At 58.6% G+C, this 17,236-nt stretch carries 16 protein-coding genes; 3 read left to right on the top strand and 13 right to left on the bottom strand.

Features of this window, described 5'->3' with window-relative positions:
* The first annotated feature begins 39 nt into the window (after window positions 1–39).
* Genes Q1A32_RS16740 through Q1A32_RS16730 form a run of 3 tightly spaced genes read left to right on the top strand, consistent with a single transcriptional unit; the run spans window position 40 to window position 3,708 of the window.
* The gene (locus Q1A32_RS16740) at window positions 40–525 is read left to right on the top strand and encodes a (2Fe-2S)-binding protein (protein ID WP_299655690.1); all 486 of its coding nucleotides are present in this window, start codon (window positions 40–42) and stop codon (window positions 523–525) included.
* A gap of 14 nt (window positions 526–539) precedes the next feature.
* Entirely contained in the window at window positions 540–2,924 is a 2,385-nt protein-coding gene (locus Q1A32_RS16735; RefSeq protein ID WP_299655687.1) for a xanthine dehydrogenase family protein molybdopterin-binding subunit, read from the top strand.
* 1 nt (window position 2,925) lies between these two features.
* A complete protein-coding gene (locus Q1A32_RS16730) occupies window positions 2,926–3,708 on the top strand; it encodes a xanthine dehydrogenase family protein subunit M (protein WP_299655684.1) in 783 nt (260 codons plus the stop codon).
* Window positions 3,709–3,764: 56 nt separating this feature from the next.
* Here Q1A32_RS16730 and Q1A32_RS16725 read toward each other — a convergent pair whose 3' ends face one another.
* The 13 genes from Q1A32_RS16725 to Q1A32_RS16665 form a co-directional block, all read right to left on the bottom strand.
* Entirely contained in the window at window positions 3,765–4,637 is an 873-nt protein-coding gene (locus tag Q1A32_RS16725; protein WP_299655681.1) for an FAD:protein FMN transferase, read from the bottom strand.
* Window positions 4,634–6,688 (bottom strand): 4Fe-4S binding protein, encoded by a 2,055-nt coding sequence (locus tag Q1A32_RS16720; protein WP_299655678.1) that lies wholly within the window; start codon window positions 6,686–6,688, stop codon window positions 4,634–4,636. Before Q1A32_RS16720 ends, Q1A32_RS16725 begins: the two co-directional genes overlap by 4 nt.
* A 496-nt stretch (window positions 6,689–7,184) precedes the next feature.
* A complete protein-coding gene (locus tag Q1A32_RS16715; RefSeq protein WP_299614581.1) occupies window positions 7,185–7,889 on the bottom strand; it encodes a vWA domain-containing protein in 705 nt (234 codons plus the stop codon).
* A 9-nt stretch (window positions 7,890–7,898) separates the two neighbouring features.
* On the bottom strand, window positions 7,899–8,984 hold the full coding sequence (pqqE, locus tag Q1A32_RS16710; RefSeq protein WP_299655675.1) for a pyrroloquinoline quinone biosynthesis protein PqqE: 1,086 nt from the start codon (window positions 8,982–8,984) through the stop codon (window positions 7,899–7,901).
* On the bottom strand, window positions 8,968–9,246 hold the full coding sequence (pqqD, locus tag Q1A32_RS16705; protein ID WP_299655672.1) for a pyrroloquinoline quinone biosynthesis peptide chaperone PqqD: 279 nt from the start codon (window positions 9,244–9,246) through the stop codon (window positions 8,968–8,970). Before pqqD ends, pqqE begins: the two co-directional genes overlap by 17 nt.
* Entirely contained in the window at window positions 9,243–9,989 is a 747-nt protein-coding gene (gene pqqC / locus Q1A32_RS16700; RefSeq protein WP_299655669.1) for a pyrroloquinoline-quinone synthase PqqC, read from the bottom strand. Before pqqC ends, pqqD begins: the two co-directional genes overlap by 4 nt.
* Window positions 9,986–10,873: a pyrroloquinoline quinone biosynthesis protein PqqB gene (pqqB, locus tag Q1A32_RS16695; protein WP_299655667.1), complete on the bottom strand. Its 888-nt coding sequence runs from the start codon at window positions 10,871–10,873 to the stop codon at window positions 9,986–9,988. Before pqqB ends, pqqC begins: the two co-directional genes overlap by 4 nt.
* Before the next feature lie 14 nt (window positions 10,874–10,887).
* Window positions 10,888–10,995, bottom strand: coding sequence for a pyrroloquinoline quinone precursor peptide PqqA (pqqA, locus tag Q1A32_RS16690; protein WP_076630733.1), 108 nt, complete (start codon window positions 10,993–10,995; stop codon window positions 10,888–10,890).
* Between the two features lie 276 nt (window positions 10,996–11,271).
* Window positions 11,272–12,600 (bottom strand): type III glutamate--ammonia ligase, encoded by a 1,329-nt coding sequence (gene glnT, locus Q1A32_RS16685; RefSeq protein ID WP_299655664.1) that lies wholly within the window; start codon window positions 12,598–12,600, stop codon window positions 11,272–11,274.
* Between the two features lie 66 nt (window positions 12,601–12,666).
* The gene (locus Q1A32_RS16680; RefSeq protein ID WP_299655661.1) at window positions 12,667–14,013 is read right to left on the bottom strand and encodes an FMN-binding glutamate synthase family protein; all 1,347 of its coding nucleotides are present in this window, start codon (window positions 14,011–14,013) and stop codon (window positions 12,667–12,669) included.
* 13 nt (window positions 14,014–14,026) lie between these two features.
* Window positions 14,027–14,710, bottom strand: coding sequence for a protein GlxC (locus Q1A32_RS16675; protein ID WP_299655658.1), 684 nt, complete (start codon window positions 14,708–14,710; stop codon window positions 14,027–14,029).
* Window positions 14,710–15,633 carry a glutamine amidotransferase family protein gene (locus Q1A32_RS16670; RefSeq protein ID WP_299655655.1) on the bottom strand — a complete coding sequence of 308 codons (924 nt, stop codon included), beginning with the start codon at window positions 15,631–15,633 and terminating at the stop codon, window positions 14,710–14,712. The genes Q1A32_RS16675 and Q1A32_RS16670 overlap by 1 nt, the downstream gene beginning before the upstream one ends.
* Window positions 15,634–16,084: 451 nt before the next feature.
* Window positions 16,085–17,176: an alpha-hydroxy acid oxidase gene (locus Q1A32_RS16665; protein ID WP_299656699.1), complete on the bottom strand. Its 1,092-nt coding sequence runs from the start codon at window positions 17,174–17,176 to the stop codon at window positions 16,085–16,087.
* Window positions 17,177–17,236 lie beyond the last annotated feature (60 nt).

Genomic DNA, 17,236 nt, shown 5'->3' with positions numbered 1-17,236 from the left:
GCGCACATCAACACTGCAGACGTTCTAAGGGAGGACAGTATGACAAAGGTAACCATGACGGTGAATGGCAAGGCCGTCTCGGGAGACGTGGAAGGACGCACATTGCTGTCGTCCTTTCTGCGTGAGGATCAGGGCCTGACCGGCACCCATGTGGGCTGCGACACGTCGCAATGCGGGGCCTGCGTCGTGCACGTGGATGGCGCGGCGGTCAAAGCCTGCACTATGCTCGCAGCAGAAGCTGACGGCGCGAATGTGGACACGATTGAAGGTCAGTCCAACGCGGACGGGTCGCTCAATGTGATCCAGCAGGCGTTCCAGGACCACCACGGCCTGCAATGCGGATTCTGCACGCCTGGCATGGTGATGTCCGCCGCTGCGTTGCTCAAGGACAACCCGAAACCGTCCGAGACGGAAGTGCGCGAGTACCTCGAAGGCAATATCTGCCGCTGCACCGGTTACCACAACATCGTCAAAGCGATCATGGCTGCGTCCGGGCAGGACGTGACAGCCATCGCCGCCGAATAAGGGAGAAGACAGACATGCCCAAAGATACAGGGATTGGCGCCTCACCCGTGCGCCGCGAAGACGTCCGCTTCCTGACAGGAACCGGCGAATATACCGACGACATCGTACTGGCAAAACAGACCTATGCGGTCTTTGCACGTTCGACTGTCGCCCATGGCACAATCAAGTCCATCGACACCTCTGCCGCCGAAGGAATGCCCGGCGTGCTGGCCGTGTTCACGGGCGAGGATTTCGTCGAGGTGGGCGGCAACCCCGCTGGCTGGTTGATCAACTCGCGCAATGGCGAACCGATGAAAGAGCCCAAGCGCCCGGTTCTCGCCCATGGCAAGGTGCGCCATGTCGGCGACGCCTATGCCGCTGTCATCGCGGAAACAATCGAACAGGCCCGCGACGCGGTCGAAGCCATCGAGGCGGATATCGACGAACTGCCCGCCGTGGTAGACATGAACGACGCGCTGTCGGGGTCCAATTTCGTCCACGATGAAATCGAGACCAATCAGTGCTTTGACTGGGGCTGGATCGAGGACAACCGCGACGCCACGGACAACGCGATCAAGAATGCGCACCACGTGACCACGCTGGAATTGGTGAACAACCGTCTGGTCCCCAACGCGATGGAGCCGCGCGCATCCATCGGCAGCTACAAGGCCAGCACGGGCGAGTACACGTTGCACACCACGTCGCAAAACCCGCACCTGACGCGGTTGCTGATTTCGGCCTTTGTCCTTGGTATCCCGGAGAACATGCTGACGGTCATCGCGCCCGATGTGGGCGGCGGTTTCGGCTCAAAAATCTATCATTACGGTGAAGAGGCACTGGTGCTGGCCGCGGCCAAAAAACTGGGTCGCCCGGTCAAATGGACAGCGGACCGGACGGAATCCTTTCTGACGGACGCCCATGGCCGCGACCACGTGACCAAAATCGAACTGGCGCTGGACAAGGAGGGCAACTTCCTCGCCTTCCGCACGGACACCAAGGCCAATGTGGGCGCGTATCTGTCGAACTTCTCGACGGCAACGCCGACCTTCCTGCACGGCACGCTGATGGCCGGGAACTACACCGTGCCACTCGTCTATGTGAACGTGAAGGCTGTGTTCACCAACACGGCCCCCGTCGATGCCTATCGCGGTGCAGGGCGGCCAGAGGCGACTTATTCCCTTGAACGGGTGATCGACAAGGCTGCGCGTGAACTGCGCATGGATCCAATCGAGTTGCGCCGCAAGAACTTCATCAAACCCGATCAGTACCCTTACGCCTCTGCTGCGGGTCTGGAATATGACGCAGGCAATTACGACGCGCTCATGGACAAGATGGAGGAGGTGGCCGATGTCGCCGGGTTTGAGGCGCGCCGCAAGCAAAGCGAAGCCAATGGGCTGATGCGCGGCTTTGGCGTGAACGCCTACATTGAGGCGTGCGGCATCGCGCCGTCGAACCTTGTAGGTGTGCTTGGCTCTCGCGTGGGCCTTTACGATGCAGCCACGGTACGGGTGAATGCCACCGGCAACCTTTCTGTCATGGTCGGCGCACACAGCCACGGTCAGGGCCATGAAACGGCCTTTCCGCAAGTGGTGGCCGAGATGCTGGGCATTGATCCTGCCGTGATCGACATCGTGCATGGCGACACGTCCAAGATCCCCTTCGGCATGGGTACCTATGGCTCGCGTTCGCTGGCAGTCTGCGGTTCTGCCGTAGTGCGTGCGACCGAGAAGATCATCAACAAGGCCAAAAAGATCGCAGGTCACATGCTGGAGGCATCCGATCAGGATATCACTCTGGAAAATGGCGTGTTCTCGGTCGCGGGAACCGACAAATCCGTGACCTTCGGTGAGGTCGCGCTGAAGGCCTACATCCCCCACGAATACCCGCTCGAAGATATCGAACCGGGACTGGAGGAAACCGCGTTCTACGATCCGGCGAACTTCACCTATCCTTCCGGCGCCTATGCCTGCGAGGTCGAGGTGGACCCCGAAACCGGAAAAGTGCGCGTGGATCGGATGTGCGCGGTGGACGACTTCGGAAATGTCATCAATCCGATGATCGTGACTGGACAAGTCCATGGCGGCCTGGCGCAAGGGATCGGGCAGGCATTGGTTGAAAACACGTCATATGACGAAAACGGCCAGCTGCTCAGCGCGTCTTATATGGACTACACCATGCCGCGCGCTGACGACATGCCCATGTTCCATGTGGACCACAGCCAAGGCACGCCCTGCACGCACAACCCGCTGGGGGTGAAAGGCTGCGGTGAGGCCGGGGCCATCGGATCGCCCCCCACGGTCGTGAATGCGGTGATCGACGCACTGCAATCAGGCGGCACGAACGTCACTCATATCGACATGCCGGTCACGCCCGCCCGCGTGTGGGATGCCATGCAGAACGCCAAGTCAGAGGAGGCTTAAGATGTATAATTTCGAGGTTGAGAAACCGGGTACGCTTGCCGAAGCCACCGCTGCGATGGCGGGTGAGGATGCGCAGGCTTTGGGCGGGGGTCAAACACTGATCCCCACGCTCAAGCAACGCCTGGCAAGCCCGGCCAAGCTGGTGTCGCTGTCCGGCGTGGCCGAGATGCAAGGGATCAGCAAAGATGGGGATGCCCTGCGCATCGGAGGCGCGACCACACATGGCGCTGTTGCGGCCGATGGCAATTACCCTGCCTTGTCGGCCTTGGCTGCGCAGATCGGTGATCCGGCGGTGCGCAATCGTGGCACCATCGGCGGTAGCCTTGCCAACAACGACCCCGCAGCCTGTTACCCTGCAGCGGCCCTTGGCTCCGGTGCGACCATCATCACGACCAATCGTGAGATTGCCGCAGACGACTACTTCCAAGGCATGTTCGACACCGCCTTGGATGAAGGTGAGATCGTCACCGCAGTCAGCTTTCCGATCCCGCAAGCCGCGAACTATCAGAAGTTCGTGCAGCCTGCGTCCCGCTTTGCTTTGGTCGGTGTCTTTTTGGCCAAATACGCCGACGGCATACGCGTGGCCGTGACGGGTGCGTCTAATGAGGGTGTGTTCCGTTGGGCTGAGGCCGAAGCGGCACTGGGCGACGACTTCTCAGCGTCTGCTCTGGATGGATTGAGCGTGCCCGCAGACAACATGATTTCGGACCTGCACGGCCCTGCCGCGTACCGGGCTCATCTGGTGAAGGTCATGACTGGTCGTGCCGTCACCGCTGCTGGCTAACGGTCACAGTAAGAAGTCTTCTGAGAGGGCGGGGACCACCCCGCCCTTTTCTTTGGTCACAAGCTGCCAAGATCTCCCGCCTGATCCACAAGTGTGATCCGCCGTACGCCCGGCGTCGCGCGCACCTTACGGACCAAATCCATGTCGGCCAGGGTCAGTCCGGTGGATAAGGCATCAGCCATCGCTGCCGTGTCCGCTTCCACCGAAACAGTAGACCAGATCGGAGCGTGGAACGGATGCACGATATGCCCATGCGGACCAATCGGCGTTGCCAAGGGGCTTGACGTCGCAACAGCACCATCTTCGATGGTGCGGGTCGCCAACATTCCATAGGTCGGATCGGTCAATCCAAGACGCCAGGGCCCTCCCATGCCGCGGTACTCACCGATATTGACCAGTGTTTGATGAAACCCGCGATCGCGCAGCATCTGCGATACCAGATCGGTTGCGTATCCCTGTGCGATCCCGTTGAACGTCAATGCTTGTCCCGCATCCAAGCGCACGTCGCGCCCCACGACGCTCACTCGATCCCAACCGATCAAAGCAAGCGCCGTATCCACATCCGCCCCTTCGGCGATGGCGCGCCATAGCGGCTGAACCGTCGGATCAAACAACCCGCCGGTCAAGCGGTGCGCCTGATCAGCAAGTGTCACAAGCTCCTCAAAACGCTCTGACATGCGTATTGCTCCGGTCTTGTTCAACTGCACAAGATCCGATGCCGGGTCATAGAGTGAAAAGAGGCGTTCGATCTCGACAATCAGCGCCTGCGTCTCTGCAAGTGCTGGACCAACCTCAGCCGATGGCCCATGCAACTGGATCGAAACCTCGGCGCCAAAGGCGCGCCCTGTCCAGGCATGGGGCTGTGCCAGCGCAGGCGCCGCGACGAAGGTGGCCGCAATGGCCAGAAAGCGGCGACGGTTCAAACTCATTCCGCAGCCACCGACAGTTTACGCCCCTTTGCGGCGAGAACCAGCGGTACACATTGCTGCGCATCGTCATGGATCGTCACGCAATCAAGACATTGAAAGCACTCGGAATACTGGATTTCGCCTGTCTTCTTGATCGCGCCATAGCTGCATTTGACCTTGCACAACTGGCAAGGCGATCCGCATTCCGCACGCCGCGCGATCCAGTCGCGACCGCGCACCAAACCGCCAATCGCCATGACGGCACCCAAGGGGCAAAGATAGCGGCAGAAGCCTTTGAAAAGGACCATCGACAGCAGCAAAAGCCCGACCGCATAGGCGACATAGTACCACTCGCGGATGAAGAAGGTGGTGATGGCCGTCTTGAACGGTTCAACTTCAATGGCCTTGTCCAGAGCAGCGGGTGCTGTGACCAAAAGGGCGACCAAGGACGCCAGCACGATGTATTTCAGGTTCTTCAATTGGCTGTCCCAGAACGCATTCGGCTCGATCTGCGGCAATCGCAGCAATCGGCCCAAATGGTGGGCGAACTCTTGAAGTGCGCCGAACGGGCAAAGCCACCCGCAGAAAAGCCCCCTGCCCCACAGGACAAAGCCGACGAGGGTAACCGCCCAGATCACCAGTGAAAATGGATCATAGAGAAGGAAGGCAAAGCTGCCCCCATCAAGAGCAGTACGAGCAACAGCCAAGGGGGTGGCGATGGACAATTGCCCCTGCCCCCACCAGCCGATGAACCCGGTGACAAACGCGAGAATGCCAAGACGCATGGGCGTAAACCAACGGTGCGCAGCCAGCCTGTTGGTCCCAAACAGCAAAAGCGCAAGAAGACCCACCAGAAAGACACTCAACACGATCAGATCGGCAGCGCGATTGCGCAGCGCGTCGACCCAAGGCGGCACAGGCTTGATGACCTCCGGACGAGCATAAAAGCGTTCGGGCGTGACATGCGCAACGTCCAACGTGACGGACCCAATTTCTGGCTGAAATGAACCGTGCTCGCGGAGCGCTTTGATTTGCAACGTCCAATCGCTTGCCGGATCGAACCCCAAGCGGCGATCAGTGCGCAGGATCAAGGCAGCCCCTTCATACGCGGCGTTATGCAACTCATTCGGTAAGGCGTCATTGAGTTCGACATAGATATCACTGTCCCGAAACGCGATGGGAAAGCCGCCTTGTTCTGCGCTGATCAAATCCGGCGCGGTGTTGCGAACGAACTCTTCGGTGACCAGCCCATGCCGCCCGGTCTCGATAACCAGAACAGGCTCGTCCGTATCCGCGATCTCCATGAAATTGCGAAGTTCATCAAAACTGCTTGGACTAAGAACGGCTTGGGCGATGGAGGGGGCACCGATATCCACAACCCAAAGGTCCAGATAGGCTCCGGCCGGATCGCCCTTTGCGTCGGGGTCATCGTCCTCCCATAGGGTCCCCGCGAAGGCGGCGTCCATTTCGGCATTGGTGACGACCTTGCGCGTTACAATACCTTGCGCGACCAGATCGTCCCAAGTCAGATCCTCTTGGTACTGCATATCCGGATAGGCAGGCGGCCCAGTCGAAATCCCGCCCATTTTTTCCCGTGCAACCTGAAGGGCTGCGGCCAGAATACTTTCATGTGCGATGCGGACCGATGCTGTGCCCTTGGTCACGCCATCCAGATAGACCAGCGCAGACCCATCGCTGCCAGCGCCATAGGGCGAGCCAACCACCAGCGTGTCCGAAATCGAATGCCCGCGATACTGTTTGAAAAAGTCATAAAACAGCTTTTCCGGAAGGCCCGAGACAAAGATGGGTTCGTTGTGCGACAGCAACTGGACATCCAGAAACCGACCATCCAGATCAAGCACAACAAGCATGTTGATCGCCGCCCCCGAAAACCCAGGCAGCGGGGCCATGGGCTCGGTTTCAAACACATATCCAGCCTCGGCCCCGCCGGAATTCAGCAACTGCCAGACGCCTTTGTCGTTGATCTGCTCACCCAAGCTCATCGGCGGTGCGACATAGGGCTCCAACGCCTCGCGTGGCAGGGGCTCGCCCAAACTCGTCAAAGCCCCCATACTCCACAGTATGGTTGCTACCAACAGGGCTGATATGGATCTGCTCAGAGACATCCAGCGCAGCCTATGACGACCCGCCATGCTGCCCTATGCGACTAAGGTATGAACGATGGTTGGCAAGGCCCCGAGCATCACCACATGTTTAACAGGCTCGGCGCGCAATTAGTGCCTGCTTCGACAACGAGACTGTCATGCTTTCCATGAAACTTCTTGTTGCCCCTCAGCGATGTGAGGCGCGAACCTACAGCATGTAATAAGGCCGTTACTTTCGCCGTAGATATTAGTGTCTATCCGCAACGGCCTGACCACCACTTCAAAGATTGTACTGGTTTTCGAGTTCCACGTTCACCGCCCCGAAATTGGCTTCCGCATTTGTCTGTATGCCCACACGGTCGGGACCGGACATGCGGGGGTCTACACCCTCAAAGTTGTCGCGTTCATAATAGTGAAACTCGCTCTCGTCACGCGCAGGCAAAACGTTGACGTAACCGCCATCTTAGAAGAGCAGTTTGCAACCCAACGTCCGGCTCATTGCCTCGACCAGTTCATCGACGGTTTCGGTGTTCACGTATTCTCCGCCCGTCTGGGTTGCGAGGCACTTGGCAACGCTGACGGATGTCTGATAGTCGGTCACACCCTCACTTTGCCAACCAAAGTGTTCGCCCCGCACTTTGAAACCGATGACATGCACGACCAGTCCTGTGCCCGACAACTGAGCTGCCAACATACATGTTTGCCCGCCACAGGTCTCTTTGCCGTCGGTAACCAGCACCACTGTTCCGGGCTTCTCCGGCGACCCGAGGGTTTCTGCGGCCAAGGCGACGGCTTCCGTCAAAGCTGTCCGGCCTTCGGGTTCCAGGCCGTCGACCGCTGCGATGACGGCCTCCGCCGCGTCAGAACGGGGACCAAAGCGTAACTCGATGCCCGAACATTCCCCGACGCCACCCGCGCCACCGGGGCCATAGACAATAAGCCCGATCCGCCTGAATGGTGCCACTTGCGGCATCGCGGTCCGTACAGCGCGGCGCGCTTCGAAAATGCGGGGTTCATCGATTTGATTGAACCCCATCTCGGCCATGGAGCCCGATCCGTCGAAAACAATCATCGCATCATCAGTGCATTCAGCGCGGGCCGCACCCGTCATCAACAGGGATAGGATGCAAGCGGCTGCCACGCATTTTCGACCTGTTGTCTTTCGCATGACCGTTTCCTACCGACGGAACACGAAGTCCGGTGCCGCCACCTCTTTCGTTTCTTCCTTCAAAAGCGCATCGAGAGCTGCGCGTCCCCCCGATTTGCGGCACACCGGATCCGGCGCGCCCGCATCACCCAGAACCGCCATCGCCTGACAGCGGCACCCCCCGAAATCAATGTCCCGCCGGTCACAGGACTGGCACAGTTCCGGCAACCAATCCGTGCCGCGATACGCGTTGAATGCGTCACCCTCATACCATATTTCTTCCAGCGTCCGCTCTGTTACAGTGTCAAACTGCAAGTGCGGAATGGTCTCAGCCGCATGACAGGGAAGTACGGTGCCATTCGGTGTGACATTCAATCCGGTAGAGCCCCACCCGTTCATGCACGCCTTGGGGAAGTCCGAGTAGTAGTCGGGCGGGACGAAATCGATAACCAGATGTCCCTTCAGCGTTTCGATGGCCCGTGCGACCGTTTCTTTCGCCGCATCCACCTGCGCTCGGCTGGGCTGCAAAGCCGCGCGATTGATCAGGGCCCAACCTTGAAATTGTACGCAGGCCACCTCGATCCGCCGCGCGCCAAGGCGTCGCGCCATGTCAATGGTGGCAGGCAGGTCGTCCAGATTTTCGCGGTGCATCACGGCGTTCAGCGTCAAGGGAAAGCCGATGTCCGAAATGATCTCAGCCACGTGCATCTTGCGGTCAAACCCGCCATTGTACCCGCCAATCCGATCGGCCATTTCCGCGGTAACGCCCTGCAGGGACAGCTGCACGTGATCCAGCCCAGCATCATCCAGATCGTGCAAACGTCGTTCGTTCAATCCGATACCCGAGGTGATCAGATTGGTGTAAAGCCCCGCTTCACGCGCGGCGATGACAAGCTCTACCAGATCTCTTCGGGATGCAGGTTCGCCACCCGACAGATGCAGCTGCAACACACCCAGCTTTGCCGCTTGTTGAAAGACGTCAGCCCATGTTTCTGTGCTTAGCTCAGCCTCTTTGGCCAGCAATTCTGTGGGGTTGGAACAATAAGGGCAAGCCAGCGGACATCGATGGGTCAGTTCGGCCAGCATTGCCATGGGTGGATCAACGCGGACGAGCATGCACCATCCCCCGATCTCGCAAGTCCTCGACAAAAGCGATCACGTCTGGCGCAATCACCTCAAGCGGAGCGTCATAGACCTCTGCCAGATCAGTGGATATCTGCGCCAAATTCGCCTTGCCATCCAGCCGACCCAACACCGCTGTGCCGACCTGGTCCAACACCAGCACCCGTTCAGGACCCAACAAGACATCCACCTTGCGCACAGTATCAAAGCGTGTGCGTACGCCGCGCGGCAAGTATGGCACATCGTCTTGCGTCACGACGCCACCCCCTCACCGGGTTGCCAACCGCCTGGAGGCACGCGACCGGGTTCGACATAGGCCGACCAAAGTGCGTCCAATTGCGCCCACAACACCTCGGTCTTGAAGGTCAGCGCGCGCACAGCGGCATCCTGATCCGCCTTCGTAACGGCGTGATCCATGACCCATTGCAAACCAAAAGCGACATCCTTTGGTGCCTCGTTCAAACGGTTTCGAAAATATGAGAGCGTTTCGGCATTGGCGAAATCATAATGCTGCAACAGGCCGGCAATTCTGTTCTTGTGGATGGCGGGAGCAAACAACTCAGTCAACGACGATGCGACGGCAGGCAGCAACGGCTCGTCCCGAACAAAGCGCACGTAGGCATCGACGGCAAATCGCGTGGCAGGCAAGATCCCAACCTCCGACGCGACATAGTCGGGATCGAGCCCGACACCTTCGGCCAGCTTCAGCCAGCGGGCAATACCGCCTTCGCCCGGGGCAGAACCATCGTGATCTTCGATCCGCGATCGCCAGGACCGGCGCAGGGCGGGGTCCGATACACGGGACATGAATGCCGCATCCTTCATCGGGATACGCGTTTGATAGTAATAGCGATTGATCACCCATGCGCGCACCTGATCCGGCGTACATCCACCGGAATGCAGCAAATGGTGAAACGGGTGTTTGTCGTGGTATTGTGCGTCGCCGACCGCGCGCAGCCGCGCTTCAAAAAGGTCCCGGTTGTCGGCCTGATCGGTCACAGCGACATCTCCATGCCGTCAAAGGCAATCTCCCAGCCCTGTCGCAGAACCTCCGCCCGCTCGGCGCTGTCAGGTTGCAGGATCGGATTGGTGTTGTTGATATGGATGTATACCTTACGCCCGCCCAATTCGGCCAACCGCTCCAGACTGCCCTGCGATCCATTCAAAGGAATGTGCCCCATGCGCGCGCCCGTCTTCTCTCCGGTCCCGGTCCGTTGCATATCGTCGTTATTCCAGACTGTGCCGTCAAACAGCAGTGCGTCCAAGCCACCCAAGCGGTCGATCAGCCAGTCAGGGATCGCCGCGCAGCCGGGCACATAGGCCGCGCGCGTCGTACCATCTTCCAGCAAAAGACCCACAGTCTGCTCACCTACTTCCTCGAGGTTCAATGTGTCGCCTTCCAGAAACAACGCCACTTTGCCAGGGACTGCAAAAGGCGTGATGGTCAGCCCCGGAAGCGGCTCGAATGGGGCATCCAGTGCAATCTGGCGCTGCGAGACAAGCGATGGGTCCAAAACTCCAAACACCGAGTTTCCGCGCAGAATTTCCAGCCCTGCAGATGTCGCATAGAGATCGAAAGGGGTCTTCTCTCGCAAGGTCAACAACCCTGCAATGTGGTCGATGTCTCCATTTGTCAGCACCACCGACGCAATTGGCGACCCTCGCAATGACGGTGGGTGCATTTGTGGGCAGGCATCCACCTGTGCCCGAATATCAGGCGAGGCGTTCAGCACCACCCACGCGGTGCCATCCAAGGAGACCGCGACCGAAGACTGTGTCATCCGTGGAATCACCTCGGCACGTGCATCCGCGCAATTTCGGCAGCCGCAATTCCATTGGGGCAGCCCCCCTCCGGCGGCTGCCCCAAGAACAATCAATCTCATGTATCGAAAGTGGCTTAGATCACATCACGTTCTGCGCCGCGGTCATCATCTTCACCGGGCCCATACATGTTAATCTCCATTCCGCACTTCACTTCGCGCGCTTTGGGCTTTGTCCACGCCATCTTTATGTCCTCCGTTAATGTGAGTTCAAACGTAGTCCGTTTCGCAGGGCCAACATATCAGACTTTAGGCCTAGATATCTATTGCACATGCGATGCCAGAGCATACGATCCAATCTGCGCGCAAAACACCACATAAAAAGCCGCCAAAGACATCACAACTGAGCGATCCAACTCCCAAAGATGTGTCGAGCCATGCTCAACGCGAATGGATTTCAGCGTCCATGGATAGGAAACGGATTGGCTTGGCTAAGCCTCCCGCGCGGCACGTTTCATAGGTCAGATGTCCAGTGTGTTGGCCTTTTCCCACGCGGAGAAGTGAGACACGTAATCGTTCCATTCGTCGTGCTTCATCTTGAGGAAGGCGGCAGAAAACTCCTTGCCCATCGCCTCCTTGAGGCCTTTGTCCTTGTCATATGCACGCAACGCATCCAGCATGTTCAAGGGCAGCTTGGGTGCGCCGCGGACCTTGTGACCTTCGGCATACATGTCGATATCGTACCGTTTGCCCGGATCCGCTTCGGATTGAATGCCCGACAGGCCAGCAGCGATAATGACCGCTTGCAGAAGATACGGGTTCGCCGCGCCATCGGGCAGGCGCAGTTCGAACCGGCCGGGGCCCGGCACGCGGACCATGTGGGTCCGGTTGTTGCCGGTCCAGGTCACCGTGTTCGGCGCCCATGTTGCGCCGGACATCGTCCGTGGAGCATTAATGCGCTTGTAGCTGTTCACCGTTGGATTGGTGATCGCGGCAAGTGCGCTGGCATGCTTCATGATCCCGCCAAGGAAATGCTTGCCCCGTTTGGACAGACCCAACTCTCCGGTCTCGCCTTCGCCCTCACCGGCGAACACGTTGGTTTTCGCCGCGGCACCGGGCGCGTCCCACACAGAGATGTGCGCGTGACAGCCATTTCCGGTGAGCCCTTCGATGGGTTTTGGCATGAACGTGGCGCGATATCCGTGCTTTTCAGCGACGCATTTGGCCATGAACTTGAAGAACGAATGCTTGTCGGCGGTGTTGAGGGCGTCGTCGAATTCCCAGTTCATCTCCCACTGGCCGTTCGCGTCCTCGTGGTCGTTCTGGTAGGGGTTCCAGCCCAGTTCCAGCATGTGATCCGAGATCTCGCGGATAACATCGAGACGGCGCATGAACGCCTGCTGATCATAGCATGGCTTTGCGGCTATGTCGTATGGGTCGGAAACTTGATCCCCTGCAGGGGTCAGCAGGAAAAACTCGGCTTCAATCCCTGTCTTGACGTGGAGCCCTTCGGCGGCGGCCTCTTTTATCAATCGGCGCAAGACGTTGCGCGGAGCCTGCGCAACCGGTTCGTCCTCCATCACACAATTGGCGGGCACCCACGCAATTTCCTTGTTCCAAGGCAGGATAATCACAGCCTCCGGGTCGGGAACGGCCAGCATGTCCGGATGGGCTGGTGTCAGATCAAGCCAAGTGGCGAACCCTGCAAATCCAGCGCCGTCGCGTTGCATCTCGGCAATCGCGCGTGTCGGAACCAGCTTGGCACGCTGTCCACCAAAGAGGTCGGTGAACGAGATCATGAAGTATTTCACGCCGTTTTCTTCGGCGAACTTAGCGAGATCTGTAGCCATAAATGTGCCTTCCCTTCCGTCTAGCGAATAGGGGGCCGCCTGAAGTCAGGCGCTCCCTCATTTTGCTCAATATGCAGTGCCCGGTTTGCCAGGGTACCAATTCGTGCCTGCCAAGGGGATCTGCGCCATGGCTGCGGCCTCCATTGTCAGTGCAACCAGATCCTCGGGCTCCAGATTATGCAGGTGGTTTTTCCCGCACGCCCGCGCGATTGTCTGCGCCTCGAGCGTCATGACTTTCAGGTAGTTGCGCAAACGGCGCCCCCCTTCAATCGGATCAAGCCGCGCCATCAGATCGGGGTCTTGCGTGGTAATGCCCGCAGGGTCCTGACCCTCGTGCCAGTCATCATAGGCCCCGGCGGTGGTCCCAAGCGCGTTGTATTCGGCCTCCCATTTCGGGTCATTGTCCCCAAGTGCGATCAGCGCGGCCGTTCCGATGGCCACGGCATCGGCGCCCAAAGCCATCGCCTTCGCCACATCTGCACCTGACCGGATGCCGCCTGACAGGATCAGTTGGACTTTGCGATGCATGCCGAGGTCTTGCAGCGCCTGAACCGCGGGGCGGACGATGGCCAGTGTTGGCAATCCCACATGTTCGATAAAAACATTCTGCGTCGCGGCTGTGCCCCCCTGCATCCCGTCCAGAACAACCGCATCTGCACCCGCTTTGATGGCGAGAGTGGTGTCATAATACGGGCGGGCGCCGGCGACCTTAACATAGATCGGCACTTTCCAACCGGTGATTTCCCGAAGCTCGAGTATCTTGATTTCAAGGTCGTCCGGCCCGGTCCAATCGGGATGACGACAGGCGGAACGCTGATCGATCCCCTTGGGCAAGTTGCGCATTTCGGCCACGCGGTCCGAGATTTTTTGCCCCAACAGCATCCCACCACCGCCCGGTTTGGCGCCCTGCCCCACGACGATTTCAATGGCATCAGCTTTGCGCAGATCATCGGGGTTCATGCCATAGCGCGAGGGCAGGTATTGGTAGACAAGCTTGTCCGAATGGCCACGCTCTTCGGGGGTCATTCCGCCATCACCTGTTGTGGTGGACGTCCCAGCGGCTGACGCGCCGCGTCCCAACGCCTCTTTTGCCGGTCCGGACAACGCGCCAAAGGACATGCCCGCGATGGTGATTGGAATATCAAGCTCGACCGGATTTTCCGCGTTCAAGCCGCCAATGGTCACGGATGTTTCGCATTTCTCCCGGTAGCCTTCGAGAGGATAGCGAGAGATCGACGCACCCATGAAGAGAAGGTCATCGAATGACGGGACCTTGCGTTTGGCACCGCCGCCCCGAATGTCGTAGATGCCTGTCGCGGCAGCTCGGCGGATGTCACTGTTAACGTCCTGTGTGAATGTCGCCGACTGACGCGGTGTTGTGTGGGGAATACCCGTTTGATCACGTTTGTTCATCCTGTGGGTGTCCTCAATACGCGCCAGCGTTGTCGACATCGAAATTGTATAGGGTGCGGGCGGAACCGTACCGGGTGAATTCGGAGGGGTCCGCATCAATACCCGCCTCATCCAGCAGACCTTGCAACAAAGTCAGATGTTCCTCGCGCATCTCTTTCTTCTCGCAGTCAGCACCAAGGCTTTTCACGGTTCCGCGCACGAAAAAGCGGGCTTCGTAGCAGCTGTCGCCAAGTGCGTCTCCAGCGTCTCCGCAGACCACAAGGTTGCCCGACTGACCCATGAAAGCGGACATGTGCCCGATATTGCCCTGAACGACGATGTTTACGCCCTTCATCGAAATGCCACAGCGCGACGAGGCGTTGCCCTTCACGACGATCATCCCGCCATGGCCTGTCGCACCCAGATATTGGCTTGCGTCACCTTCGATGACGATCTTTCCGGACATGATGTTCTCGCCGGTACCAGGACCAGCCGAACCATGAATATTCACCGTCGCCTGTTGGTTCATGCCCGCGCAATAATATCCGGTTGACCCTTTGACGGTCACTTCAATCGGGGCATCCAACCCACACGCAATCGCATGCGCGCCTTTGGGGTTTACAATTTCCCATGCCGTTTGGTTTGTGGTCCCGGATTGCTCATGCAGCATCTTGTTCATGGCGCGCAAGCCGGTCTCGGACAGGTCGATTGTTTGCATCAGGCCGCTTTCCCCGTGGCTGAAGGCGTGTTGTTGTGGCTCCAGAAGTAGACGGTCGCGGGTTCGGGCTCCCAGACCCGAGCAGTCTCGATCCCGGGCAAATCAACCAAGGCGCGGTATTCAGAGCCGAACGCCACATATTGATCGGTTTCAGCCATCACTGCAGGCTTGCACGCAATCGGGTCGCGCACGACGCCAAATCCATCCTTGGTGCCGACGACAAACGTGAAAAAGCCGTCCAGATCATCAAGGCTGCTGGTCAGCGCCTCACCCAAGGTCGCCCCGTTCTGCATCTGCCATGTCAGATAGGCCGCGCCCACTTCGGTGTCGTTCTCGGTTTCGATGTGAATGCCTTCGCGGCGCAGCTTGCGACGCAGGGAGTTGTGATTGGACAATGATCCATTATGCACAAGGCACTGGTCGTCCCCGGTATTGAATGGATGCGCGCCCATGGTTGTGACCGCGGATTCGGTGGCCATGCGAGTGTGCCCGATCCCATGTGTGCCCGACATGTCCACAAGATCAAACCGGGCCGCCACATCTTTGGGCAAGCCAACTTCCTTGTAGATCTCAAGGCTGTCTCCCCGGCTCATCACCCGAATGCCCAGATTATCCAGTGCCTCACGAATTTTGGCAGTCGAACCGGCAGGAATGTCGAGAATGGCGTGCGTGCTTTTGACATCAATCGAAACAGGGTCACCGGCGGCTTTGCTCAGAACGACCTCGAGTCCAGAGAAAGCTGTTTGAGGCGAGTCAGACTGAACAGTCATTTTCGTCCGACCCACTGTTTCTCCACCATAAATCGCGATACCCGCGCTATCGGGCCCACGGTCTGTCATGGTGATCAGCATCGCCGTGAGCATTTCACCCAGCTTTGGCTCAAGTGATCTGTCCTTAAGAAAAAGGCCGACAATTCCGCACATCGTATTGCTCCCGACTCAGGCACGCAGACGACGCTACCATCCCACAAGCGAAACTCAACCACTAGGAAACTATTTTTCTCAACAGGCAAGATGGCGTGCTGGTGCCATCTCTGAAGTCTCGTTTGTGGCGACGACAGGTCCGGCGTATTTCACCAGATGCTGGCAGTATTTGAATTCATATCTGTCCCGCATTTTCGGCTTTTGACGGGTTCAGGCATCGACGCGCAAAAAAATGCTACACTCAACAGAAAACACATTTAACTCAATATGATAAAACAAGGACATTCTCGTCTAGGTACTGTCAGCACAGGCAAATCGACGTGGGTTGTTGCGCGGCGCGTCATGGCAGAACCTCGGGTCTTCGACTTGAACGAAACCCCGAAATCGATGCGCTCTCGCATATCTGCATATAGTGGGTATTCATGGCGCCCCACAAGCTGAGCCAGCGCTGTTACTCGAGCCGACGAAGACCTGTCTGCGCCATTGCAATGGACAGTTCAGCGGTCAGGATGTCCCACATACGCTGCAAGCCCTCTTCGCCACCAGCAGTGATCGCAAATTGCAGAACGCGACCGAAAAATGCGAAATTTGCACCTTGGTTCAAAGCTTTCAGCACGTCTTCACCAGATCGAAGACCGCTGTCGTAGAACAAAGGGAACTCTGGCCCGAGCGCGGTGCGGATCTTTGGCAACGCGTGGATCGGCGCAGGTGAGCTTTCCAACTGCCGCGCGCCATGGTTGGAGACTTGGATGGCATCCGCACCTTCCGCTTTCAAGCGTACTGCGTCTTCGACGTTGGTGACGCCCTTTATGACCAGTTTTCCTTTCCAAAGATCGCGCAGCGTCTTGAGTGTATTCCAGTCTGCCTTCGCCCGGCTTTCGGTTCGGTCGAATTCAAAGCCTTCCATCTCGAAGTTTGCCATCTGAGGCCGTCCGGCCGCCAATGAGCTGAGCGACCACCGAGGATGGAGCGCGAAGTCCAGAAACTGGCGTGGACCGATGCGGAAGGGCATCGTGAACCCGTGGCGCAATTCGCGCGGCCTACGACCGACTTCAGGTACATCGACCGTCACGATCAACGTCTCGTAACCTGCATCTTGTGCGCGCTTGGCCAACGCAAATGATCCCGCTCCGTCACCGCTGAAGTAAAGCTGGAACCAGGCGTGTCCGTCTGCCGTTTCGATCATCTTTTCCAATGGGGTCGATGCAACCGTCGACACCCCGACCGGAACTGCATTGCGTGCGGCCAGACGGGCCAGCATCAAATCAGCGCCCGGCCCAGACAGGTTGCACATCCCCATGGGCGCGATGCCAAACGGACGATTGGCGATCTTGTCAAACAAGCCAACGTCCAGCGTGCGCTCACTGACGTCAGTCAAAATGCGCGGCTCAAGACAAACCTCATCAAGGGCAGCCCGGTTTCTGGCCGCCCCTGCTTCGGTCCCAGCCGCACCGTCGATGTAATCGAACACCATCCACGGAAGACGAGCCTTGGCCAGACGCCGCGCATCCTCACTTGAGTGAATGCGCCTCCCCCCTCGCATCAGCTGGCGACGGCCTTCATGAACCGGTCCTTGATCACGACCGGATCCATGGTGATCACA

This window comes from uncultured Tateyamaria sp. (assembly GCF_947503415.1).
In the GTDB taxonomy this organism is placed as follows: domain Bacteria; phylum Pseudomonadota; class Alphaproteobacteria; order Rhodobacterales; family Rhodobacteraceae; genus Tateyamaria.
This window is presented reverse-complemented; position numbering and strand designations above follow the sequence as displayed.

What these genes read in the sequence shown, in the direction of transcription:
- pqqE (WP_299655675.1), bottom strand. Translation starts at nt 8,984, where the DNA reads ATGCTCGTCCGCGTTGATCCACCCATGGCAATGCTGGCCGAACTGACC.
- glnT (WP_299655664.1), bottom strand. Translation starts at nt 12,600, where the DNA reads ATGGCTACAGATCTCGCTAAGTTCGCCGAAGAAAACGGCGTGAAATAC.
- Q1A32_RS16715 (WP_299614581.1), bottom strand. Translation starts at nt 7,889, where the DNA reads ATGCGAAAGACAACAGGTCGAAAATGCGTGGCAGCCGCTTGCATCCTA.
- Q1A32_RS16740 (WP_299655690.1), top strand. Translation starts at nt 40, where the DNA reads ATGACAAAGGTAACCATGACGGTGAATGGCAAGGCCGTCTCGGGAGAC.
- pqqA (WP_076630733.1), bottom strand. Translation starts at nt 10,995, where the DNA reads ATGGCGTGGACAAAGCCCAAAGCGCGCGAAGTGAAGTGCGGAATGGAG.
- Q1A32_RS16730 (WP_299655684.1), top strand. Translation starts at nt 2,926, where the DNA reads ATGTATAATTTCGAGGTTGAGAAACCGGGTACGCTTGCCGAAGCCACC.
- Q1A32_RS16725 (WP_299655681.1), bottom strand. Translation starts at nt 4,637, where the DNA reads ATGAGTTTGAACCGTCGCCGCTTTCTGGCCATTGCGGCCACCTTCGTC.
- pqqB (WP_299655667.1), bottom strand. Translation starts at nt 10,873, where the DNA reads ATGAGATTGATTGTTCTTGGGGCAGCCGCCGGAGGGGGGCTGCCCCAA.
- Q1A32_RS16675 (WP_299655658.1), bottom strand. Translation starts at nt 14,710, where the DNA reads ATGCAAACAATCGACCTGTCCGAGACCGGCTTGCGCGCCATGAACAAG.
- Q1A32_RS16735 (WP_299655687.1), top strand. Translation starts at nt 540, where the DNA reads ATGCCCAAAGATACAGGGATTGGCGCCTCACCCGTGCGCCGCGAAGAC.
- Q1A32_RS16670 (WP_299655655.1), bottom strand. Translation starts at nt 15,633, where the DNA reads ATGTGCGGAATTGTCGGCCTTTTTCTTAAGGACAGATCACTTGAGCCA.
- Q1A32_RS16720 (WP_299655678.1), bottom strand. Translation starts at nt 6,688, where the DNA reads ATGGGGGCTTTGACGAGTTTGGGCGAGCCCCTGCCACGCGAGGCGTTG.
- Q1A32_RS16665 (WP_299656699.1), bottom strand. Translation starts at nt 17,176, where the DNA reads ATGCGAGGGGGGAGGCGCATTCACTCAAGTGAGGATGCGCGGCGTCTG.
- Q1A32_RS16680 (WP_299655661.1), bottom strand. Translation starts at nt 14,013, where the DNA reads ATGAACAAACGTGATCAAACGGGTATTCCCCACACAACACCGCGTCAG.